We start from the raw sequence: 21191 nt of genomic DNA, 5'->3' as shown, positions 1-21191 counted from the left end.
TTCACGTCAGGCGGCTTTCGCCAGTTGCCCGCGGCCATGCGGGCGGTCGAAGTCCAGCGCCGGCCCGATCGGCACGATACCGGTCGGGTTGATCGTCTTGTGGCTGCGATAATAGTGGTTCTTGATGTGCGCGATGTTGACCGTCTCGGCAACTCCGGCCACCTGGTAGAGATCGCGCAGATAGGCCGAAAGGTTGGCATAATCGGCAATACGGCGAATATTGCATTTGAAATGGCCGACATAGACGGCGTCGAAGCGGACAAGCGTCGTGAACAGCCGCCAGTCCGCCTCCGTCAGCCGGTCGCCGAGCAGGTAGCGCTTCGTCGCCAGCCGCTGGTCGAGCATGTCGAGTGTTTCGAACAGGCGGAGCGCATTTTTCTGATAGGCTTCCTGCGTTGTCGCGAAGCCGGCCTTGTAGACGCCGTTGTTGACCGTGTCGTAGATGCGCTCGTTCAGGGCATCGATATCGGCGCGCAGGTCGGCCGGATAGAAATCCGCCGTGGAGCCGGTCAGGCCATCGAAGGCGCTGTTGAACATGCGGATGATCTCGGCTGATTCGTTGTTGACGATCGTGCCCATCTGCTTGTCCCAGAGAACGGGAACGGTCACGCGGCCGGAATAGTGCGGGTCGGCCTTGAGGTAGACCTCCCACAGCTTGCCCGCGCCAAAGAGATGATCGACCGTTCCGCCGTCTTTCCCTTTGAATTCCCAGCCGTTTTCCAGCATCAGCGGATCGACGATCGAGACCGAAATCAAATCTTCGAGCTTCTTCAGCTTGCGGAAGATCAGGGTTCTGTGCGCCCAGGGGCAGGCGAGGGAGACGTAGAGGTGATAACGTCCTGCCTCGGCCTTGAAGCCGCCCGTGCCCGTTGGGCCGGGACTGCCATCCGCCGTCACCCAGTTGCGGAACTGCGACGCGGCGCGCTTGAAATGGCCCTTCGTCTCCTTGGTATCGTACCAGACGTCGTGCCAGACGCCGTCCACCAGCATGCCCATCGTTCAATCCTTTCGGGAAATTGCCGAAAACTTGCAAGGAACATACGGCATGCGCGCCGGATTTCGAGACGGCAAATGATGAACAGTGCGTCGCAGGTCCGGGAGGCGGCTCGCCGCATCCATGCCATGCAGCGGAAAAGCCGCGGTGCGGGACCGATCTTGCATGGAGGGACGTCAGCATGCATTTTGCATTGGACGCACCGAATATTTCCTGCTATCCGGCTTTTCACACTTTAAGGACCCCTTGTCATGAAAGTCACCAGAAGCCTGCGACGACGCCGATGACCTTGAACGCTCCACGAGCGCTTTCGAGAACACTATCGTCCGTCTATCTGGTTTCCTTGGTCTAATGTACAAGCACGATCTGGTCTACCTCACTGAGGATGCGTCGCACGACGCTGTCATCGAACTCATCAACGAAGAAGCGTTCGGCCCGGGCCGGTTTACGCGCGCCGCTGCCCGCATTCGCGAGCAGGGGCCGCATGATCGGGCGCTGTCCTTCGTCTGCGCCGACGACGGCGAGACCATCGCCTCCGTGCGCATGACCCCCGTAATGGCCGGATCGGTCAAGGGACATCTGCTCGGCCCGCTTGCCGTGCGCCCCTCGCACAAGAGCAAGGGCATTGGCCGCGAGCTTGTGCGGATTGCCGTCGAGGCGGCCAAGCGCAAGGGATCGGAAGCCGTGATCCTTGTCGGCGATCCGCCTTATTACGGTCCGCTCGGGTTCGAGAAGGTCGCCTATAACGCGCTGACGTTTCCGGGTCCCGTCGATGCCAACCGGGTGCTGGTCGTGCCGATTGCAGCCGACACGCATGCGCGGCTGCATGGCCCTATCGCCTGGCGCGACGATTCCGTTTCGGCCGTCGAAGACGCTGAAGACGACGATCCGGTCGATGCCGTGCAACTCACCAGGATTGCCGTCTGAGTTTTTTGTTCCCGCGAAGCTATCGCCCTGCCTGATATCAGCGGGGCGATAGCTTCTTCTGCAGGAAGAAGCGGCTGCGGCCGGCGGGAAAGTCGGGCAGTTCGCCGAAGATGGCATAGCCCTGCCGTTGATAAGCCTTCAGCGCCTGCGGATTGAAGGTATCGATCCACGCCCCGAGGCAGCCTCGCGCACTTGCCTCCGCCTCGGCTGCTTCCAGCAGCTTTCCGGCCATGCCCTGTCCCCGGAGGGTCTCGGGCACGAAGAGCCACTGCGTGAACAGCCACCCCCAGGCTGTATAGCCGGACATGCCGCCAATGATCTTGCCGGTATCGTCGCGGATCAGAACCGCCAGGGGCTGGCGGCCGGAGGGGCCGACATCGTTGGCGTTGAAGGCCGTCAATCCCTCGCTGATGGCCGCGAGTTCGCTTTCCGAGGGACTTCCGGTCACATGGAGTTGCGTCATGATAACTACCGTCCTTCACGCCACCATGTGGCGGAGAAGGCAAAGAGGAGGACAGCGAGACCGGCGAAACCCGCAAACAGGGGCAGAGTGTTGATCCCCTTCAAGACGGTTTCGTCGGTCATGCGGATAGTCAGGCGCTGGCCGTCTGCGACGCGCACGGCGCCGCGCACCGGCAGGACCTGCGGAACCGTGACGCCGCCATTTGCAGCGGCAACGCGGGTGACGAGACCCTTGGTCTTCTGCGCCAGCGGCTTCAGCGTCTCGGTGGTCGAGATCATCGCCTTGAACTCCGGGGCGTCGATGGCGCCGATATGGACCAGGGTCGACAGATTGCCGTTGGCGATCTGATAGAGCCCGATCTCGTCCATATGCTTTTCGGCCTGATAGAGACCCGGCTGCGTCTGCTTCAGCGGCAACGTCTCCGTCTTGCCGGACGGCAGCTTGATCGTTGCCGGGCCGGGATCGTCGCCGATGGTCTGGCGCGTCACCTGCAGCGTGCGCCCGGCGGCGTTTGCCGTCAGCGCTTCTTCTTCCAGCGCCGGTTCCTTCAGCAGCCAGTGGGCGATGCGGCGATAGAGCGACACATGCGGGCCACCGCCTTCGAAGCCGCGCGCCCAGAGCCAGCCTTCATCGGAGAGCAGCATGGCGACGCGGCCCTGGCCGACGCGGTTCAGCACCAGAAGCGGGCTGTTGTCGGCGCCGACCATCACCGTCTGGCCCTGCGGCTTCTCGACATCGACGCTGCGGAACCAGCGGCCCCAATGCGGCGGCTCGGTGTCCGAACCATCCAGGCCGCGCGTCACGGGATGCTTCCGGCCCTGATCCGACAGGCGCGGATAGAAGGCTTTCTCGATCATCTGGCCCGTCGGCTCGGCCGGCAGCACCGAGGCGAGCGGCGTCAGCGCGATCGAGCTGCCGCCCGCATGCTCGGGACCGGCCGCCACGAGCAGCGCGCCGCCGTTTTCGACATATTGCGCCATGTAATCATAATAGATCGTCGGCAGGACATTCTGACGGTCCTGGTAGCGATCGAAAATAATCAGGTCGAAAGAGCTGATCTTGTCGACGAAAAGCTCGCGCGTCGGGAAGGCGATCAGCGAAAGCTCGTTGATCGGCGTTCCGTCCTGCTTGTCCGGCGGGCGCAGAATGGTGAAGTGCACGAGATCGACGGATGCGTCCGACTTCAGGAGATTGCGCCATGCGCGCTCGCCGGCATGCGGCTCGCCGGAGACGAGCAGAACACGCATGTTCTGGCGGATGCCTTCGATCAGCTGGACCGTGCGGTTGTTGATGTCGGTGACTTCGCCGGGCACTGTGGCCACGGCGAATTCGAGCACGTTGTTGCCGGCGCGGGGCACCTTGAAGCTGAAGGGCGTGTCCTGGCCGGGCGTTGCCTGCAGCGTGGCGATCTCGTCGCCGTTCATCCTGATCGTCACGGCGGCGGTGCCGCCCGGGCTCTTGCCATCATCGACGACACGAAACACCAGCTGCTGTTCGTCATTGACGATACCGAAGCGAGGCGCGCGCACGATTTCGATGCGGCGGTCGAACTCGTCCGGCTTGCCGGTGATCAGCCCGTGAATGGGCGCATCGAAGCCAAGTTGCTGGTTGACGCCGGGGATATCGTGAATCTGGCCGTCCGTCAGGAGGATCGCGGCGCCGATGCGGGCTGGCGGCACATCCGCGACCGCCGAGGAGAGGGCGGAGAAAAGCCGCGTCGACGGCGACGCCGATTCCGCCGGATCGCGCACCTCGACGATGCGGGGTTCTATGCGCGGGAACTGCGCCAGCCGATCCTTCAGCATCGCCAGCGCGGCATCCGTCATCTTCGCCCGTTCCGGCGTCTGCTGGCTGAGGCTGCGGTCTACGATGACGGGAACGATGGTCGTCAGCTGGTCGCGATCCTCCTGCATCAGCACCGGATTGGCAAGCGCGGCCAGCAGTGCGACGCCTGCCAGGGCCCGGATCCAGCCGCCGCGCAGGCGTCTGTAGATCGCAAGCGCCGCGATGGCGAGCGTCAGCACCGCCAGAGCGGCTAGAATGGGCCAGGGGAGGAAAGGGGCAAAACCGATATTCATATTATTGCCCCAGGCGCTGCAGGATATCCGGAACGTGGACCTGGTCGGATTTATAGTTTCCGGTCAGCATGTACATCATGATGTTGACGCCCGTTCGGTAGGCATATTCCCGCTGGGTCTCATCCGGGGGCACGGTCGGCAGCAACGGGGAGCCGTTGTCATCGACGGCCCAGGCACCGGCGAAATCGTTGCCCGTGATCATGATCGGCGTCACGCCGTCGGAGGTGGCGACGGCATTTGCGTCGCGGCGCGTATCCTGCCGTGCCTCCACCCAGAGCGGGCTGTCGGCATAGCGGCCGGGGAAGCTCGACAGCAGGTAGAAGGATTTGGTCAGCACATGCCCGGCCGGCACCGGCTCCAGTGGGGGGATGTCGAGATTGGCGAGGATCTGCTGTAGCCGCTGGCCGTTCGGGCTCGGCGTCGAGGTGTCGCCCATCGTGTCTATGGCGTCGCGGGTATCGAAGAGCACCGTGCCGCCATTGCGCATATAGGCATCGATGCGGTTGATGGCGTCGTTGGACGGCATCGGCGCCGTCGCCGAGACCGGCCAGTAGATAAGCGGATAAAAAGCCAGCTCGTCCTTGGCAGGATCAAGGCCTACCGGTGCGCCCGGTTCCAGCGTGGTGCGATAGGTGAGGTAATCGGAAAGGCCGGCAAGCCCGCGCTCGGAAATGCGATCGACGTCCGACTCGCCTGTCACGACATAGGCCAGATGCGTCTTGTCCAGCCGTGAAAAGATGGTGTCGTCGCCGGGCTTCGAATCGTCGGCCAGCGCGCTTGCGGGATGCAGGAAGACCGCAACCGACAAGGCCAGCAACAGCACCGCTGCACCGCCCGCCATGGTTTTTGCCGATCTGCCCAGCCGGGGGAAGGCACCATTCATGAAGAGCACGATCAGGCTGTCAGCCAGCAGAACGAGGAAGGCGAGCATGAAGAGGATCGGCTTTGCCGACCATGCTTCCCCGCCGATGAGGCCTTCCCGCGTGACGGAGCCCGCGCCCGATGTATCAAGCGGATTGAGTTTGGTTCCCTGCGGCAGGGTATTGAGCGCGGTAAAGCCTTCCTCGGAACCATAGAGGCCGGGTGGGTTGTCGAAGTTTGCGACCGGAGCGGCCTTGTTGTTCGGCTCCAGCGGGCGGGCGCTGCCGATCTCGCTGGTCAGGACGCCCCTGGCGCTCAGAAGCCGGTAGGGAGGCATCGCCTCGCCGGCCTTGGCGGCTGCGCCTTCCGCCGAGGCGACACCGGCGGCGCGCGACAGCTGGACGATGCGACGCAGCATTTCGACGAAATCGCCTGAAATCGGCAGGTTTGACCATTGCGGTTCGGCGCTGACATGGAAGAGGACGATGCGTCCGGCCTGCATCTGCTTCTCGGTGACGAGCGGCGTGCCGTCGGCAAGGCTTGCCCAGGTGCGCTCGGCCAGATCCGGTGTCGGTTCGGCCAGGACCTGCCGCTTGATCAGCACGTCCTTCGGTTTCGGCATGCCGGCAAACGGGCCGAACGACGGGAAATCGGCAAGCGGCTGCGGCTCGGCCCAGGAAAGCGCGCCGCCAAAGGTGCGCTCTCCCTGCCGCAGCGTCACGGGAGCGAGGGGATCGTCGGCAGGGGCTGCGGCAAGGCGCGGGCCGGCGAAGCGGACGAGGGTGCCCCCGTTCTGGATCCATTGCTGCAGCGGCGCATAGGCTTCCTGCGGCAGACGGCCGACATCGGCCATGATGATGACCGAGGGGTTGCCCGCGAGCAGTTCGGGGATCGATTTGGCCAGATCGGCGCTGTTGGGCTGGGTCAGGTCGGCATAGGGCTGGAGCGCGCGCTGGATATAATAAAGCGGTGACAGGATCGGCTGGAATTCGTCGGCGGCCTGACCGGAGAGGAGCGCCACGCGGCGGCGGCGAAACCCATCGTCCAGCAGATAGACGGAGCCCGCGCTCGCCTGGCGGTCGATGCTGACGCGGGCGAAATCGTTGCGCATTTCGAACGGCGCGGCGATGGAGCCGGTGGCGACGGTCTGGCCGCCGGTGAAATCAAGCGAACCGGCGGCGATGGGCCGGCCCTGATTGTCCTGCGCGGTCAACCCGAGGCGCATCGGGCCGGTGCCGTTCAGCCGTGTGGCGGTGACGGTCATGTTGTTGGCGGTATTGGCCGCGCCGGTAATGGCCACGATATTCTGGCCATCGCCTTCGATCAGCCGCAGTTCGCTCGGCTGCAGGGCGGCGAGCCGGCTGACGATATCGTCCTTCTCCTTGCTTTCGATGCCGTCGGAGAGGAAGGCGACGGTGCCGGGCTTGCGGCCATTGAGCGCCGCTTTCACGGCGTCGGCGGCGCGCTGGCGATCCGGTACCAGCGACCGAGGATTCATCGCATGCAGCTTGTCGCGCGCCGATGCGGCAGCACCCGGCGTCGCATCGTTACCCTGCTCGGCAGTGAAGGCGATCGAAACGGGAATGCCTTTCGCGTCGGCATCGTCGATCAGCGCGTCGGCGGTGCGCACGCGGCGTTCCCAGTCCGACACGGTCGCCCAGCCATTGTCGATCATCAGCACCAGCGGGCCGCTGCTCGACAGCGTATTGCTGCGCGGATTGAACATGGGATTGGCGATGGCGAGAATGACCAGAGCGGCGAGCAGCATGCGCAGCAACGTCAGCCACCATGGGCTGCGCGCCGGCGTTTCCTCACGCTTGAGGATGGTCGCCAGAATGCGCAGCGGCGGAAAGACTTCCGCCCGTGGCTGCGGCGGCGTGAGGCGCAGCAGCCACCAGATCGCAGGGAGCAGGATCAGGGCTGCGAGGATGGCCGGCGAAGCGAATGCGAAGGAGAGACCGCTCATGGCTGCCCTCCGGAGGCGACCCTGGCGGGCATGCCGGAAAGGTACATATGCACGGCGACCAGCGCCTCGGAGGCCAGCCGGTCGGTGCGATGACTGACGAAGGTCCAGCCGAGATGGCGCAGCGACTGGCCGAGGTTCTCGCGGCGGGCGAGGTAGGCGCGCTGATAGTCCTCGCGCAGGTTTTCCGCGCGGCCGGCAATCAGCTTCGAGCCCGTTTCGGGATCGCTGAATTCGGTACGCCCGCTATAGGGAAAGAGCTCTTCGGCGGGGTCGGCGACCTCGATCACATGGCCGCGCAATCCCCGGCGCGCCAGCGGCCCGATCCGGCCCATGACGCTGTCGGCATCGTCGAGAAAATCGCCGATCAGAACGATATCGCTCCAGCCGCGGATCATCGCCGTCTGCGGCAGGCCGCCTTCGAGCGGCGTGTGCATCAGGGCGGCGGCCAGACGCTCTGCGGCATTGCGGGTTGAGACCGGCTCCATGATGCCGGGGCAGCCGATGCGCTCGCCGGAACGGGAGAGAATTTCGGCAAGCGCCAGCATGAGGACGAGCGCGCGGCCCTCCTTGGAAGCATGACCATAGGTCGACTTGTACATCATCGAGGGCGACAGGTCGGCCCAGAGCCAGATCGTGTGGGCGGCTTCCCATTCGTGATCGCGGATATAGGTGTGATCGTCGCGGGCGGAGCGTCGCCAGTCGATGCGCGACAGGCTCTCGCCTTCGGTATAGGGGCGGAACTGCCAGAAATTCTCGCCGATGCCGCGTTTGCGCCGGCCGTGCCAGCCGGCGATGACGGTGTTGGCGATGCGCTTGGCTTCGACAAGGCAATCCGGCACGAGTGCGGCACGACTGCGGGCTCGGGAGAGGGCATCGTTGCCTGAAGTCGGTCTGACGGTCTGTCCGATGGATGCCACGCGTTATACTCTCCTAGACATCCGGGTCACGATCTTGACTGCTTGACCAGACCTGCAATGACATCGCGCACGGACATGCCCTCGGCGCGGGCCGCAAAGGTCAGCGCCATGCGGTGCTCGAGCACGGGCTCGGCAAGAGCGAGCACGTCGTCGATCGACGGCGCAAGGCGGCCTTCATAGAGTGCGCGGGCGCGGGCGCACAGCATCATGGCCTGACCGGCGCGCGGGCCGGGGCCCCAGGCGACGTGCTTGTCGGTGGCGGCATTGCCCTGGCCCGGGCGGGCGGAGCGCACCAGCGACAGGATGGCGTCGACCACGCCGTCGCCGACGGGCATCTGGCGGATCAGCTGCTGGATTTCCAGCAATCGATCGGCGTTGATGACGGCCTGCGGCGTGGCTTCGCCGAGACCCGTCGTTTCGAGCAGGATGCGGCGCTCGTCGGCAAGCTCGGGATAGTCGACATCGACCTGCAGCAGGAAGCGGTCGAGCTGGGCTTCCGGCAGCGGATAGGTGCCTTCCTGCTCCAGCGGGTTCTGCGTGGCGAGAACGTGGAACGGAGCGGGCAGATCGTAACGCTGGCCGGCGATGGTGACGTGATATTCCTGCATCGACTGCAGCAGCGCCGACTGCGTGCGCGGCGAGGCGCGATTGATTTCGTCGGCCATCAGCAATTGCGCGAAGACCGGTCCCTTGACGAAACGGAAGGAACGGCGGCCGCCTTCATCCTGGTCCATCACTTCGGAGCCGAGAATATCCGAAGGCATCAGGTCGGGCGTGAACTGCACGCGGCTGGAAGCGAGGCCGAGGACGGCGCCGAGCGTCGTCACAAGCTTGGTCTTGGCAAGGCCCGGCACGCCGACCAGCAGCGCATGGCCGCCGGCGAGCACGGCGAGCAATGTGTTCTCCACGACGCTTTCCTGGCCGAAAATGACCTTCGACACCTCCTGGCGAACGGCGGCGATATCGCCCAGCGCCTTTTCGGCGGATGCGATGATGGCCTGCTCGTCGAGGGTCGTTTCGGTCGATTTGATCATGCCCATTTGCGTCTCCAATGGCAGAAAAACGGTACGCGCGATTCGCAGACGTTACACATTTGCCTCATAATCAATACAACTTATCGCCACGAAGACGGCTGACAAGCGCGTTTCAAATGACTATCTCGTGAGAAACTGTCGTATTCGTCACTAACGGCCAACCGGGACAGAAGAATGGCAACCGAGGAAATCAAGGCAACTGGCGATGCAGCGAGCCTCGCGGCGCTGATTTCGCGCGCAGCCGGCGATAGCGGCGGCCGAAAGAAGGGTTTGCCGCCCGTCGACCGTTGGAATCCGCCGTTCTGCGGCGATATCGACATGGAAATCCGTGCCGACGGCACCTGGTTCTATCTTGGCACGCCGATCGGCCGCGCGCCGCTGGTGCGGCTGTTTTCCACAGTCCTGCGCAAGGATGAGGACGGAAAGACCTATCTCGTCACGCCTGCGGAGAAGGTGGGAATCCGCGTTGCCGATGCGCCGTTCGTGGCAGTCGAGATGAGTGTGACGGAGCGTGACGGCAAGCGGTTGCTGACCTTCCGCACGAATGTCGGCGATGTCGTGGAGGCGGGCAGGGAGCATCCGATCCGTTTCGTCATCCGAGGCGAGAACGACGAGCTGAAGCCCTATCTACATGTCCGCGGCCGGCTGGAAGCATTGGTGACGCGCGCCGTCATGTACGATCTCGTCGAACTTGGCGAGCCGATTGAAATTGCCGGCCGTGACATGTTCTGCGTACGCTCCGGCGGCTCGATCTTTCCGATCATGCCGGTAGCAGAACTGGATGCCCTGACTCGATGAGCGAATTCCCCCTTTACTCCGCTGACGAGTTTCGGCGACGCGCGCTTCATCAGAGCGGCGGCCCGATCGATCTCGCCTGGCGCGATCACGGCGATCACCGCCTCAACCCCGAGACCATATCGCAGGTCGCGGACCTGAAGCTGAAGGATGCCGCTGTCCTCGTGCCCGTCGTCGAAAACGGAGACGATGCCAAGGTCATCTTCACGCTCAGAACCTCGACCCTGCGCAAGCATTCCGGCCAGATCGCCTTTCCGGGCGGCGCCATCGATCCGGAAGACGCGTCGCCGGAGATGGCGGCCGTGCGCGAGGCGGGCGAGGAGATCGGGCTGGCGGATATCTTCATCGAGCCCGTAGCCCGGCTGCCGCATTATCTGGCGGCCACCGGCTTTCGCATCACGCCCATACTCGCCGTGGTGAAGCCGGGCTTTCATCTCGACCTCAATCCGACCGAGGTGGAGGATGCCTTCGAGGTGCCGCTCTCGTTTCTGATGGACCCAAGCCACCATGTCACGGATACGATGCTCTGGCAGGGGACAGAGCGTCATTTCTATCGCATGCCCTATGGCCAGCGCATGATCTGGGGCATCACGGCGGGCATCGTCCGCACGCTTTACGAAAGGCTCTATACATGACGTCCGTTGCCGATGAGGCGTGGTTTCGCGACAAGGCGCTGCGGCGGGTGCTGTCATTACTCGATGCCGATGGCGGCGAGGGGCGTGTGGTCGGCGGGGCGGTGCGCAACAGCCTGATGGGCCTGCCGGTCGCCGATGTCGACATAGCCACCACGCTTTTGCCGGAGGCTGTCGTCGAAAGAGCGGAGGCGGCGGGGATCAAGGCAGTGCCGACAGGCATCGCGCACGGCACCGTCACCCTGGTCGTCGACGGAACGCCGTTCGAAATCACCACCTTGCGGCGCGACGTTGAAACGGACGGACGCCGCGCCCGTGTCGCCTTCAGCCAGGACTGGCACGCGGATGCCGAACGGCGCGACCTGACCATCAATGCACTTTATGCCTCCGCCGACGGCAAGGTCGTGGATCTTGTCGGCGGGCTTGCCGATCTGGAGCGCCGCAACATTCGGTTCATCGGCGATGCGGCGGTTCGGATTGCCGAAGATCACCTGCGGATCCTGCGTTTCTTCCGCTTCTTTGCCTATTACGGCAGCGGCCGGCCCGATGCGGACGGGCTGCGCGCCTGTGCCGCCGCAAAATCGAAGATCGCCACCCTTTCGGCCGAGCGCGTCTGGTCGGAAATGAAGAAGCTGCTGGCGGCGCCCGATCCGGGCAGGGCGCTGCTGTGGATGCGCCAGATCGGCATATTGACCGAGGTGCTGCCGGAAACCGAGAAGTGGGGTATCGACGCCATTCCAGGGCTTGTCGCAACCGAGAACGTGCTCGGCTGGCCACCTGAGCCCCTGCTGCGGCTCGCCGCCATCGTCCCGCCGGATGCGGCAAGGCTTGCCAAGCTCGCGCAGCGGCTGCGCCTTTCGAAAGCCGAGGGCGCCTATCTTCTGGCCTGGGCCAATACGCCCGTCGTCAAGGACGATATCTCGGAAGCGGCCTTCGACCGGCTCCTTTACCGTCACGATCCATCGGGCGTTGCCGTCCGTCTGAAGCTGGCGCTGGTGACTGCCCGAACCAAGGCGGAAAGCGATTTCGAGGAAATGGCGCGCGTTGCGCGGCTGGGAAAGCTGCTGGAGCGCGTGGCAAAGTGGAAAAAACCGGCTTTCCCGATCAGCGGCGCGGATGCGCTCGCGGCCGGTATCAGCGCCGGGCCGCGCGTCGGCGAGCTTATGGCCAGGCTGGAACAGGAATGGCTCGACGGGAATTTTTCGCTGAACCGGGCGAGCCTCCTCGCCCGACTGAAGGAGTTGGCCGATGTCTGATATGCAGGGCTTGACCTCAAGGTCCGATTGACCGATCCGCTCCAATCAGGCGGCGTGAGCCTCGTCGCGGATTCGGGCCTTGATATTGTCGACCATGTTTTCCCGGATGATCGTTTCGCCATGCGCTTCACGCATATGCTCGACGGCGCGACGGACCACTTCGGCATCGTCCTTGGCGCGGGTATGCCAGGCGCAGCCGGGCACGAGCGTACCACATTCGAACAGTCGCATATCTTCCTCCTCATCTCTGCATAGGTTCGCCTCCCTTCATGCCGAAGGGTGCGAAGGCTAAACGCGGCGCACGAAAAAAGGTTTCTGCCGTCCGGCAAGTCTCTCGCTTGCCGGCGGCGATCTTCCGGACCTCAATCCGGCATAGCCCAGGATTTGAAGCAGTCCGATGACTGATATCGGGTAATGGGGGTCTGCCGGGCCGAGCGATCGGCCTCGAAGCGGGCGATATCGTTCGGCGATTTGCCTGCCAATTGCATTCTGACCTGCTCGATAAAGCAGGAAAGCGGCAGATCGGACCCACTGCGAATCCGCATATCCTCGGCCAGTCGGGTAATGAACTCGGGACTATCGACTGTGCGCGAAAGTTTCTGTTCTTTCGAAGCTTCCGTGACTTGTTTCTCTGCTGCCATTACAACCTCCTCCGATTGGAACGAGCATTAGGTCACTTAGGCACTCCTCCCGCCGATTTCAGGGCCCTGGCCGATCATTTTGTGGTGAACGCCCGAAGCGTATCGCGATCTTTAAGGTCGCTTGCTGCGCTTCAGGTCGCTGGTTTTTCGCATGCCGTTATCGCAGGGCCGCCGCTGAGCCCCGCATCAGGGCCAACGCACTACCGGCGGCAGGGACGACAGGATCGACTCGACATTGCCGCCAGTCTTCAGCCCGAATATTGTACCTCTATCGTACAGCAAATTGAACTCCACATAGCGTCCGCGACGAATTAATTGCTCGTCGCGATCCTCTTCCGTCCATGTTTCGTTGAAATTGGAGCGCACGAGCCGCGGGTAGACCATCGCAAAGGCCCGGCCGACGTCGCGGGTGAAGGCGAAATCCGCGCTCCAGCCGCCGGCTTCTTCCGTCGAATGCAGCCAATCGAAAAATATGCCGCCGATGCCGCGCGGCTCGTTGCGGTGCTTCAGAAAGAAATATTCGTCGCACCAGTTCTTGTATCTCGGATAGTCGCCGACGGTATGGCGATCGCAGACGATCTGCATGGCGCGGTGGAAGAGTACGGTGTCGGGATCTTCCTGGTTGCGGCGTCGGTCGAGCATCGGTGTCAGGTCGGCGCCGCCGCCGAACCAGTGGCTGGTGGTGACGACCATGCGTGTATTCATATGCACGGCCGGCACGTTCGGATTGACGGGATGAGCAATCAGCGACAGACCGGAAGCCCAGAAACGCGGATCTTCCTCGGCGCCGGGAATCTGGCTGCGGAAGTCGGGGGAAAACTCACCATGGACCGTCGATGTATGGACGCCGACCTTTTCGAAGACGCGGCCTTCCATCATGGACATGCGGCCGCCGCCGCCCTGACCCTTGTCCCGCTGCCAGTCCTTGGCGACGAAGCGGCCGGGCTCCTGATCGGAAAGCGGGCCGGTCAGCTCGGTCTCCAACTGCTCGAACTCGGCGCAGATCGTGTCGCGCAGGCCCTCGAACCAGCTGCGCGCCGCTTCTTTTTTCGCTTCAATATCCTCGGGTAATCCCTTGGGAAGATTGGGTCGTTCCATGCATGCTCTCCGACAGTGCGAGCAGCCGACGGCCCGCGATTCGCACCCTATGTATCGTGATTTTGAATATCAGCAACATTGCGGCGCAGCCAGTGCGGCGGCGGCACAGGAAAATCGACTCGCAAATTTGCCGATGCGGTATTATGTTCCCTCCCGAAGGCGAGGTTTTATCATGAAGATACCCGGACCGCCGCCCCTGGATGGGTTGAGAAACAGAATAATCCGCTACCGGCAGGAACATCCCGCCGGCGGAAAAAGCGAATTCGTTCGCGAGACCTTTTGTCTCAGCCGTCCCGAAGCGCGTGCAAAGGCGCGTGAGTGGTTCGATGAATTCCCGAAAGCCGCATACTGGACCGAAGTCGAAAGCTGGCGTCAGGTCGATGGCGATCGCATCGAATTCACCATGCGACGCTTGCCGTCGGCGGATTGAACCGAACGAAGCAGCAGCCTGCACCGATGAAGCCGAAGCGTATTCCTGCGTGCCCGTAAACGGCGTTTTATCGAACGCCGGTTCAATGCGGTTTGGGTAATCGCGGATCATTCGGCGGGCCGGAGGCTGGCGGCTGAACGCCAGGCAGGCCATCGGTGGAGAATGCCTTTCTGACCGTCTCGATCGTCGCCGTTTGCCTTCCGCCTGGAATCGCAGGCGGTGAAACCTCCGTTTCCGGCATCGTCGGCCCGGAGGCGGCATTGCGCTTCCCGGCCCGACGCTCGCCCGCCACCTCCTCTATGACTGGTGAAGCCTTGAGGATTTCCCTGAGCGTGGCCGTCACCGGCAGATGGCCGCGCAAATCGGTGTTGGTGTGATGCCATGCGTGCGGAATGCGGCGATCGGCGTGAATGAACGGTCGCGAATTGATCTCGCCGAACCAGTCCCATTCTCCCATGACATCGACGACATCGGTGAATGCGGGCGGCATGGCGATCCGCGTGCCGATCGTCACGATCCTGGTTTTTCGCGCCAGTTCCGCACCCCGCTCTTCGTTCTGCCTCCACAGGTTATGCAATGCGGCCGAAAGCACGAGGTTGCCCTTGGAATGCCCCGTCAGCAGGCGGAAGGAGAAACGAGGATCGGCAAGAAGCGCCTGCACGGTTCTGGTGTCGAGACTGGTGCGGGCGGCGGTTTCCTCGCGATGCGCCCCGACCTTGGGACGGCCGGCGAGATCGTCCAGCGTTTCCAGCATCGGCCGCAGGCCCTTCAGATGGCCGAAGAGAAACAATCCGCCGAAGGCTTCGGTGATGGCATCGGCGATACCGTAGCCTGAGACGACGACCGCAGCGGGCGCATCGACCGCATCGGCGACATTTCGGGCGAAGGCGGCGGCGCCGAGCGCGGAACCGCCGATGCCGGCAACGGCAAGGGCGCGGGCATCGCCGCCGCCCCGCAGCAGGAGTTCATCGATCGTCTCGCAAAGGGTCAGCGAGCCGCGCCCGCTGGGCGGAACGAGCAGGATCGCGCCTTCCGCCGCCAGCGAGTCACTGATGTAGAAAGCCTCCTCGGGCGTGATCGCCTTGACGTCGTAGAACAGCGCATCGAGGGCGAGGTTCCGTTGGCGAAGACCTTCGAGAGCGAGATTGCGCGCAGGGGAACGCTGGAGCCGCTCGGGAAGGCTCAAAGCGCGCGCGAACTGCGTAAGGGAAAGTGTGAATGCCGTCTGGAACATGGGTCACCTCGCCAAGGTTGCCTGCGTTAGAGCATTCATTCCGAGGCGAAGTTTCTCACACTTTTTCCGGCGTGCCAACGCCTATCCGGGTGCGACATTCGGGCCTTGCGCCGGCGGAAGCGACCATTGCGTCCGCCGCAGCGCTTCTCCGCATATCATGGCTGCCGACATGGCGACATTGATGGAGCGCTGGCCCTCCACCATGGGGATCAGAATGCGGCCTTCGGCCCTCTCGTGCACATGCTCGGGCACGCCGGCGCTCTCGCGGCCGAAAAGAAGAATGTCGTCGCTGTGGAAATCGAAGTCCGTGTAGCGCTGCGCCGCTTTCGTCGAAGCCAGCACCAGCCGCCGCCGGCTTTCCTGCCGCCACGCCTCGAAGCGCTCCCAGTTGACATGCCTTGTCAGGGTAACGGCGGCAAGATAGTCCATGCCGGCGCGCTTCAGGTTGCGGTCGGAAATGTCGAAGCCGGCGGGCTCGATAATATCGACGCCAAGGCCGAGGCAGGCGGCCAGCCGCAGGATCGTGCCGGTGTTGCCGGGAATGTCGGGCTGGTAAAGTGCGATGCGAAGCGTGGTCATGCATTGCACCTAGCGAAATCGCCCTGATTTGTCTCCGGGTTTTCACAGATCCACGGTTTCTGTTATGTCTTCATCAGCAGAATTGAAGGATTCAGCTTCGTTTTGCGGCATATTTTGCTTTTCAAACGACAAAAGGCGCGCTAAAAGGCAAGCGCTCTACAACTTGCGAAAGAAGGAGGCTCACATGGATATCTTGTTTGTAATGATGCGCCTCCAAGCCGTGAACCCACGGATGTGACGAGCGCTCTCAGGCGCGTATTCGCAAATACCCCCCTTCTTTAAGTCATTACGCGGCCGGCATGGCCTCGTTGTTTTATCGCCCGGCCACCATATGAGTCTGCGACCTTCAGGCGCAGCGGGTGGCAAAGGGTCGAGCATTTGGAGCATTTCGATGTTTGGCTGGTTTGAACGCCGACTGAATCCATTTCCGAGCGAGGCGCCGGACGTTCCGCCGCGGGGGCTCTTTGCCTTCTGCTGGCACTATTCCAGGCCGGCCGCGCCGTGGCTGGTCGCCATGAGCATTCTTACCATGCTGATCGCGATCGGCGAGGTGGCGCTCTTCCAGTTTCTCGGCGATATCGTCGACTGGCTGACCAAGGCGGACAAGGCGACCTTCCTGCAGACGGAATGGCACAAGCTGTTCTGGATGGGCGCGATGGTGCTCGTCGGCCTGCCGCTTGCGGCAATCCTCGACAGTTTCATCATGCATCAGGTGCTGCTCGGCAACTATCCGATGATCGCGCGCTGGCAGATGCACCGCTTCCTGCTGCGCCACAGCATGACCTTCTTCGCCAACGAGTTCGCGGGCCGCGTCGCCACGAAGGTAATGCAGACCTCGCTTGCCGTGCGCGAAACCGTGATGAAGATCCTCGACGTCTTCGTCTACGTTCTGACCTATTTCCTCTCGATGATCCTCGTCATCGGGGCGGCCGACTGGCGGCTGCTGCTGCCGATCCTGCTGTGGCTCGGCGTCTATGTCGGCATCGTGGCCTATTTCGTGCCGGTGCTGCGCAAGATCGCCGCGCAGCAGGCCGATGCACGCTCGATGATGACGGGCCGCGTGGTCGACAGCTACACCAACATCGCCACGGTGAAGCTGTTCTCGCATGCGGGCCGTGAGGAAACCTATGCCAGGGCCGGCATGGAGGACTTTCTCGACACCGTGCACAAGCAAATGCGCAAGGTGACGCTGTTTCACGCCTCGGTCTATTTCAACAACTGCGCGGCGTTGTTCATCGTCTCGGCTCTGTCGATCTGGTTCTGGCTCAACGGTTCGATCTCGGTCGGCTCCATCGCCATTGCCATCGGCCTTGCCATGCGGGTCAACGGCATGTCGCAGTGGGTGATGTGGGAGGTTTCGGCGCTCTTCGAAAACATCGGCACCGTCTATGACGGCATGGAAATGATGACGAAGCCGCATGACATCGTCGACAAGCCGGCGGCGTCCCCGATCGTCGCCAGGCAGGGGGCGATCCGGTTCGACCATATTCGCTTCCACTATGGCAAGGCCAAGGGCGTGATGGAGGACCTGACCCTCGATATCCGGGCGGGCGAAAAGGTCGGCCTGGTCGGCCGCTCGGGCGCCGGCAAGACGACGCTGATGAACCTGCTGCTGCGCTTCTACGACCTGGAGGGCGGCCGTATCACCATCGATGGCCATGATATCGCAGGCGTGACGCAGGACAGCCTTCGCTCGATGATCGGCGTGGTGACGCAGGACACGTCGCTGCTGCATCGCTCGATCCGCGACAATATCGCCTACGGCCGTCCGGACGCGACCGACGACGATGTGATCCAGGCGGCCAAGCGTGCCAATGCCTGGGAGTTCATCGAAGGGCTGGTCGACATGCAGGGCCGCGCGGGACTGGACGCACAGGTCGGCGAGCGGGGCGTCAAGCTGTCAGGCGGTCAGCGGCAGCGCATCGCGATCGCCCGCGTCTTCCTGAAGGACGCGCCGATCCTGGTGCTCGACGAGGCGACTTCGGCGCTCGATTCCGAAGTGGAAGCGGCGATCCAGGAAAACCTGTTCGCGCTGATGCACGGCAAGACGGTGATCGCCATCGCGCACCGCCTGTCGACGCTGACCGAGATGGACCGCCTTGTCGTTCTCGACAAGGGCCGGATCGTCGAAATGGGCACGCATCAGGAACTGGCCCAGAACGGCGGCATTTATGCCGAGCTCTGGAGCCGCCAGTCCGGCGGCTTCCTCGCCGACCATGAAGAGGCCGAGGCGGCAGCGGAATGAAAATGAAGGAAGGGACGGCGAAAGCCGCTCTTTTCGTCTCTGCCGCCGGCAAGCCAGGGGCTCGGGGTTGAACCTAACAAAAATATAACCTTTTCAGTGCGGCCATTTCCTTTGCGCGGCCTGCGAAATTGCCTATATCGCTGGCATGTTCATCCGTTCCGTATTCCGTCTGTTCGAGACCTGGATCGATCCCTATTACCGCAACGGCGATCTGCGGCCGCCGAGGTCTCTCGGCGCCTTCATCTGGTATTATGTCGGCCAGGCCAAGGGACCCTTCCTGGCGATGGCCGCGCTCGGCGGCGCCGTGGCGATGCTCGAGGCCGGCCTGTTCTGGTTCGTCGGCCATCTGGTGGATATCCTCGACAAGGTGAAGCCCGGCGAGGGGTGGAGCGGGCTGCTCGCCGGCCATGGCGGGACGCTTCTCGGCATGGTCTTCGTCGTGCTTGTCGTACGCTTCGTCGTCGTCAGTCTGGGCGCGCTGGTCGAGGAGCAGGTGGTCGTCCCCGGCTTCCTCAACCTCGTGCGCTGGCAGGCATACCGGCATGTGGCAAGACAGTCCGTCGAGTTCTTCCAGAACGATTTTTCCGGGCGCGTCGTGACCAAGGTCTGGTCGGCCGGGCAGGCAACGGGCGACCTCGTCGTGTCGCTGCTGCAGGTGGTCTGGTTCATTATCATCTACGCGGCCTCGACCATCACGCTGGTGGGCGGTCTGGATTGGCGATTGGCGGCGGTGATCGCGGTCTGGATCTGCGTCTTTGCGATGCTCGCCCGCTACTTCGTGCCGCGTATCCGGCGGCACGCGCGCAATGCGGCGGAAGCATCCTCGATGCTGAACGGACGCATGGTCGATGCCTATGCCAATATCCAGACGTTGAAGCTCTTCGGCCGCGAAGAGCAGAACGATCATTATATCCGCAGCGGCTTCGACCGCTTCCAGGCAGCCGTCATGCCGTTTACGCGGCTACTGACCGGCGTACGCTCGTCGCTGGCGCTGCTGTCGGGCGTCATGATCACAAGCATCGGGGCGCTGGCCGTGCATCTCTGGCTGTCCGGCGAGATTTCGACCGGCGGCGTCGCCTTCACGCTCAGCATGGTACTTCGACTGAACATGCTGTTCGGCCGCATGATGGCGCAGTTCAACGCCATCATGCGCAATCTCGGCACCATCCAGAATTCGGCGGAGATGATCTCCGAGCCGGTCAGCCTGGTCGACCGGCCCGATGCCGGGAATTTGGTGATCAGCGGCCCGGAAGTTCGTTTCGAGAACGTGACGTTTCATTATGGGCGCGGCGGCGGCATCATCGACGATTTCTCCCTCCGGGTAGCTGCCGGCGAGAAGGTCGGCATCGTCGGGCGGTCCGGCGCGGGCAAGACGACGCTCGTCAACCTGCTGCTGCGCTTCTTCGATGTCGAGGGCGGCCGCATCCTGATCGACGGACAGGATATCGCCGCCGTGCGGCAAGAGTCGCTGCGCGGCGCCATCGGCATGGTGACGCAGGACACCGCGCTTCTCAATCGATCCATCCGCGACAACATTCTCTTCGGTCGCCCCGAAGCGAGCGACGAGCAAATGGTGGAGGCCGCAAGGCAGGCGGAAGCCGACGGTTTCATCGCGACCCTGGAAGATCAGAAGGGGCGCACCGCCTATGCGGCCCATGTCGGCGAGCGCGGCGTCAAGCTTTCGGGCGGCCAGCGGCAGCGCATCGCGATCGCGCGCGTGATGTTGAAGGATGCGCCGATTCTCGTCCTGGACGAGGCGACCTCGGCGCTGGACTCGGAGGCCGAGGCGGCGCTGCAGTCCAACCTCGATACGCTGATGAGGGGCAAGACCGTTCTGGCGATCGCGCACCGGCTCTCGACAATCGCCAAGCTCGACCGGCTGATCGTCATCGACAAGGGCAGGATCATCGAGGAGGGGACGCATGACGCGTTGATCGCGCGTGGCGGCCTTTACTCCGAACTCTGGGCCCGCCAGTCCGGCGGCTTCATCGCGGCGGATGCCGACTGACCTTGCTTCCGGGCAAGCGGAAAACCCGCGGGATCATGAGGGCCGCGGCACGCTGAACTCCGTCATCAAGCCGAAATGGTTCGAGCCCATCGCATCGCGGATCTGCTTCACGGATATCAGCCGGACCGGCGCCCGGGCGAAGACGTGATCGATGCTGATGCCGTAGGCTCCTGCCGCGATCGGCCAGGTCGCCGGTTCCGGAAAGGCATGGCGCAGGCCGGTTGCGGCCAGAAAGTCGCGCATGTCCGGAGCGATGACCGAGGCATTGAAGTCCCCGGCAAGGATCAGCGGCTCCTTGACGTCGTTGAGAATGGGGGCGAGAAGGCCGAGTTCGATCTGGTGAAACGCATCGAAATAAGGCTTGCTCAAATGGGCGGAGGCGAAGCTGACGGGCTGGCCATCGATGTCGATGGTGGCAAGAATGAAGCGATTGTCCCATAGGCTGCCGAGGCTGCGCATGACCTGCGTCTGAAACGGCCTTTTCGACAGCAGCAGCGAATCGCAATCGGTGGTCATCACGCCGCATCCGATGCGATAGGGATAGACCTTGGCAATGCGATCCATCTCGGAGAAAATCGGCCCTGCCTCGAAAATTTCGACCACATCGGCTTTCGAAGCGACGATGAGATCGGCGATGCGCGCCCCGTTTTCGAAATTGCTGTCTTCGATGTTGAAGGACAGGAGCTTGATATGGCCGCCGCTTGCCTCGGCCGAGGCGACGAGAGAGGTCGAGGCATATTCCTGAAGCATGAGGATCGAGTGAACGAGGAGCACGATCCCGGCAGCTGTCAGGAACAGCGCATACCAGTGGCGTTTGAAGACGAACGCGGCCACCGCAAGGATGATCGCAAACAGGCTTATGTGGGTTTGCAGGCTTTCGAAAAAGGCCAGCAGCCAGGAATCGGCGACGTAGCGCGCGGCAAGGATACCCAGCGCCAGCGTGGCGAGAACGCATAGAACGCAATAAACGGTGTGTCTCATGAGAAGTTCTCGTGCTTCCTTTTTCGGTGTTTCTGCCGCGCAAGGCAACGAC

The 21191-nt window shown here is 63.1% G+C and carries 19 protein-coding genes; 7 read left to right on the top strand and 12 right to left on the bottom strand.

The annotated features are described in order from the left end of the window. Positions 1-6: 6 nt before the first annotated feature. Positions 7-996, bottom strand: a complete 990-nt coding sequence (locus ACJJVH_RS09825; protein ID WP_113369586.1) for a glutathione S-transferase family protein — start codon at positions 994-996, stop codon at positions 7-9. Positions 997-1345: 349 nt separating this feature from the next. Here ACJJVH_RS09825 and ACJJVH_RS09820 point away from each other — a divergent pair, with 349 nt between their 5' ends. After that, positions 1346-1921, top strand: a complete 576-nt coding sequence (locus tag ACJJVH_RS09820; protein ID WP_112803786.1) for a GNAT family N-acetyltransferase — start codon at positions 1346-1348, stop codon at positions 1919-1921. A 37-nt stretch (positions 1922-1958) separates the two neighbouring features. Here the strand turns inward: ACJJVH_RS09820 and ACJJVH_RS09815 are convergent, their stop codons facing one another. Genes ACJJVH_RS09815 through ACJJVH_RS09795 form a run of 5 tightly spaced genes read right to left on the bottom strand, consistent with a single transcriptional unit; the run spans position 1959 to position 9246 of the window. Further along, on the bottom strand, positions 1959-2384 hold the full coding sequence (locus ACJJVH_RS09815; RefSeq protein ID WP_112803787.1) for a GNAT family N-acetyltransferase: 426 nt from the start codon (positions 2382-2384) through the stop codon (positions 1959-1961). A 5-nt stretch (positions 2385-2389) separates the two neighbouring features. Continuing rightward, positions 2390-4462, bottom strand: a complete 2073-nt coding sequence (locus ACJJVH_RS09810) for a hypothetical protein (RefSeq protein WP_113422061.1) — start codon at positions 4460-4462, stop codon at positions 2390-2392. Between the two features lies 1 nt (position 4463). Then, on the bottom strand, positions 4464-7289 hold the full coding sequence (locus ACJJVH_RS09805) for a DUF4159 domain-containing protein (RefSeq protein WP_412063815.1): 2826 nt from the start codon (positions 7287-7289) through the stop codon (positions 4464-4466). After that, positions 7286-8206: a DUF58 domain-containing protein gene (locus ACJJVH_RS09800; RefSeq protein WP_112803790.1), complete on the bottom strand. Its 921-nt coding sequence runs from the start codon at positions 8204-8206 to the stop codon at positions 7286-7288. The genes ACJJVH_RS09805 and ACJJVH_RS09800 overlap by 4 nt, the downstream gene beginning before the upstream one ends. 26 nt (positions 8207-8232) lie before the next feature. Next, positions 8233-9246, bottom strand: a complete 1014-nt coding sequence (locus tag ACJJVH_RS09795; RefSeq protein ID WP_112803791.1) for an AAA family ATPase — start codon at positions 9244-9246, stop codon at positions 8233-8235. A gap of 168 nt (positions 9247-9414) precedes the next feature. Here ACJJVH_RS09795 and ACJJVH_RS09790 point away from each other — a divergent pair, with 168 nt between their 5' ends. The 3 genes from ACJJVH_RS09790 to ACJJVH_RS09780 are packed head-to-tail and all read left to right on the top strand — an operon-like array spanning position 9415 to position 11923. After that, positions 9415-10038 carry a DUF1285 domain-containing protein gene (locus ACJJVH_RS09790; RefSeq protein ID WP_112803792.1) on the top strand — a complete coding sequence of 208 codons (624 nt, stop codon included), beginning with the start codon at positions 9415-9417 and terminating at the stop codon, positions 10036-10038. Further along, positions 10035-10670, top strand: coding sequence for a CoA pyrophosphatase (locus tag ACJJVH_RS09785; RefSeq protein WP_113356553.1), 636 nt, complete (start codon positions 10035-10037; stop codon positions 10668-10670). Before ACJJVH_RS09790 ends, ACJJVH_RS09785 begins: the two co-directional genes overlap by 4 nt. After that, positions 10667-11923 carry a CCA tRNA nucleotidyltransferase gene (locus ACJJVH_RS09780; protein ID WP_412063814.1) on the top strand — a complete coding sequence of 419 codons (1257 nt, stop codon included), beginning with the start codon at positions 10667-10669 and terminating at the stop codon, positions 11921-11923. The genes ACJJVH_RS09785 and ACJJVH_RS09780 overlap by 4 nt, the downstream gene beginning before the upstream one ends. Positions 11924-11968: 45 nt before the next feature. On the opposite strand, the gene ACJJVH_RS09775 is transcribed toward ACJJVH_RS09780, so the two are convergent. The 3 genes from ACJJVH_RS09775 to hemF form a co-directional block, all read right to left on the bottom strand. Beyond that, entirely contained in the window at positions 11969-12154 is a 186-nt protein-coding gene (locus ACJJVH_RS09775; RefSeq protein ID WP_112803795.1) for a DUF1059 domain-containing protein, read from the bottom strand. 131 nt (positions 12155-12285) lie between these two features. After that, complete coding sequence (locus ACJJVH_RS09770) at positions 12286-12564, bottom strand: hypothetical protein (protein WP_112803796.1); 279 nt, start codon at positions 12562-12564, stop codon at positions 12286-12288. A 186-nt stretch (positions 12565-12750) separates the two neighbouring features. Next, entirely contained in the window at positions 12751-13662 is a 912-nt protein-coding gene (hemF, locus tag ACJJVH_RS09765) for an oxygen-dependent coproporphyrinogen oxidase (protein WP_412063813.1), read from the bottom strand. Between the two features lie 169 nt (positions 13663-13831). Here hemF and ACJJVH_RS09760 point away from each other — a divergent pair, with 169 nt between their 5' ends. Continuing rightward, entirely contained in the window at positions 13832-14092 is a 261-nt protein-coding gene (locus ACJJVH_RS09760) for a hypothetical protein (protein WP_412065154.1), read from the top strand. Positions 14093-14174: 82 nt separating this feature from the next. On the opposite strand, the gene ACJJVH_RS09755 is transcribed toward ACJJVH_RS09760, so the two are convergent. Further along, positions 14175-15326, bottom strand: coding sequence for a hypothetical protein (locus ACJJVH_RS09755; RefSeq protein WP_412063812.1), 1152 nt, complete (start codon positions 15324-15326; stop codon positions 14175-14177). A gap of 81 nt (positions 15327-15407) precedes the next feature. After that, entirely contained in the window at positions 15408-15905 is a 498-nt protein-coding gene (locus tag ACJJVH_RS09750) for a tRNA (cytidine(34)-2'-O)-methyltransferase (RefSeq protein ID WP_412063811.1), read from the bottom strand. 391 nt (positions 15906-16296) lie between these two features. On the opposite strand from ACJJVH_RS09750, the gene ACJJVH_RS09745 reads away from it, so the two are divergent. Together ACJJVH_RS09745 and ACJJVH_RS09740 are read left to right on the top strand one after the other, a co-directional pair. Beyond that, entirely contained in the window at positions 16297-18150 is a 1854-nt protein-coding gene (locus ACJJVH_RS09745) for an ABC transporter ATP-binding protein (protein WP_412063810.1), read from the top strand. A 145-nt stretch (positions 18151-18295) separates the two neighbouring features. Then, on the top strand, positions 18296-20158 hold the full coding sequence (locus ACJJVH_RS09740; protein WP_412063809.1) for an ABC transporter ATP-binding protein: 1863 nt from the start codon (positions 18296-18298) through the stop codon (positions 20156-20158). 33 nt (positions 20159-20191) lie between these two features. Here the strand turns inward: ACJJVH_RS09740 and ACJJVH_RS09735 are convergent, their stop codons facing one another. Further along, complete coding sequence (locus ACJJVH_RS09735) at positions 20192-21139, bottom strand: endonuclease/exonuclease/phosphatase family protein (protein ID WP_112803802.1); 948 nt, start codon at positions 21137-21139, stop codon at positions 20192-20194. Between the last annotated feature and the right edge of the window lie 52 nt (positions 21140-21191).

Origin of the sequence: Rhizobium sp. SYY.PMSO, assembly GCF_046840415.1 — a bacterium.
GTDB lineage: Bacteria > Pseudomonadota > Alphaproteobacteria > Rhizobiales > Rhizobiaceae > Rhizobium.
This window is presented reverse-complemented; position numbering and strand designations above follow the sequence as displayed.

Bases quoted from the DNA above. Each gene is read 5' to 3' on its own strand.
- ACJJVH_RS09750 (WP_412063811.1), bottom strand. From the start codon at position 15,905: ATGACCACGCTTCGCATCGCACTTTACCAGCCCGACATTCCCGGCAAC.
- ACJJVH_RS09735 (WP_112803802.1), bottom strand. From the start codon at position 21,139: ATGAGACACACCGTTTATTGCGTTCTATGCGTTCTCGCCACGCTGGCG.
- ACJJVH_RS09755 (WP_412063812.1), bottom strand. From the start codon at position 15,326: ATGTTCCAGACGGCATTCACACTTTCCCTTACGCAGTTCGCGCGCGCT.
- ACJJVH_RS09745 (WP_412063810.1), top strand. From the start codon at position 16,297: ATGTTTGGCTGGTTTGAACGCCGACTGAATCCATTTCCGAGCGAGGCG.
- ACJJVH_RS09775 (WP_112803795.1), bottom strand. From the start codon at position 12,154: ATGCGACTGTTCGAATGTGGTACGCTCGTGCCCGGCTGCGCCTGGCAT.
- ACJJVH_RS09770 (WP_112803796.1), bottom strand. From the start codon at position 12,564: ATGGCAGCAGAGAAACAAGTCACGGAAGCTTCGAAAGAACAGAAACTT.
- ACJJVH_RS09790 (WP_112803792.1), top strand. From the start codon at position 9,415: ATGGCAACCGAGGAAATCAAGGCAACTGGCGATGCAGCGAGCCTCGCG.
- ACJJVH_RS09815 (WP_112803787.1), bottom strand. From the start codon at position 2,384: ATGACGCAACTCCATGTGACCGGAAGTCCCTCGGAAAGCGAACTCGCG.
- ACJJVH_RS09805 (WP_412063815.1), bottom strand. From the start codon at position 7,289: ATGAGCGGTCTCTCCTTCGCATTCGCTTCGCCGGCCATCCTCGCAGCC.
- ACJJVH_RS09795 (WP_112803791.1), bottom strand. From the start codon at position 9,246: ATGGGCATGATCAAATCGACCGAAACGACCCTCGACGAGCAGGCCATC.
- ACJJVH_RS09780 (WP_412063814.1), top strand. From the start codon at position 10,667: ATGACGTCCGTTGCCGATGAGGCGTGGTTTCGCGACAAGGCGCTGCGG.
- hemF (WP_412063813.1), bottom strand. From the start codon at position 13,662: ATGGAACGACCCAATCTTCCCAAGGGATTACCCGAGGATATTGAAGCG.
- ACJJVH_RS09785 (WP_113356553.1), top strand. From the start codon at position 10,035: ATGAGCGAATTCCCCCTTTACTCCGCTGACGAGTTTCGGCGACGCGCG.
- ACJJVH_RS09740 (WP_412063809.1), top strand. From the start codon at position 18,296: ATGTTCATCCGTTCCGTATTCCGTCTGTTCGAGACCTGGATCGATCCC.
- ACJJVH_RS09810 (WP_113422061.1), bottom strand. From the start codon at position 4,462: ATGAATATCGGTTTTGCCCCTTTCCTCCCCTGGCCCATTCTAGCCGCT.
- ACJJVH_RS09825 (WP_113369586.1), bottom strand. From the start codon at position 996: ATGGGCATGCTGGTGGACGGCGTCTGGCACGACGTCTGGTACGATACC.
- ACJJVH_RS09820 (WP_112803786.1), top strand. From the start codon at position 1,346: ATGTACAAGCACGATCTGGTCTACCTCACTGAGGATGCGTCGCACGAC.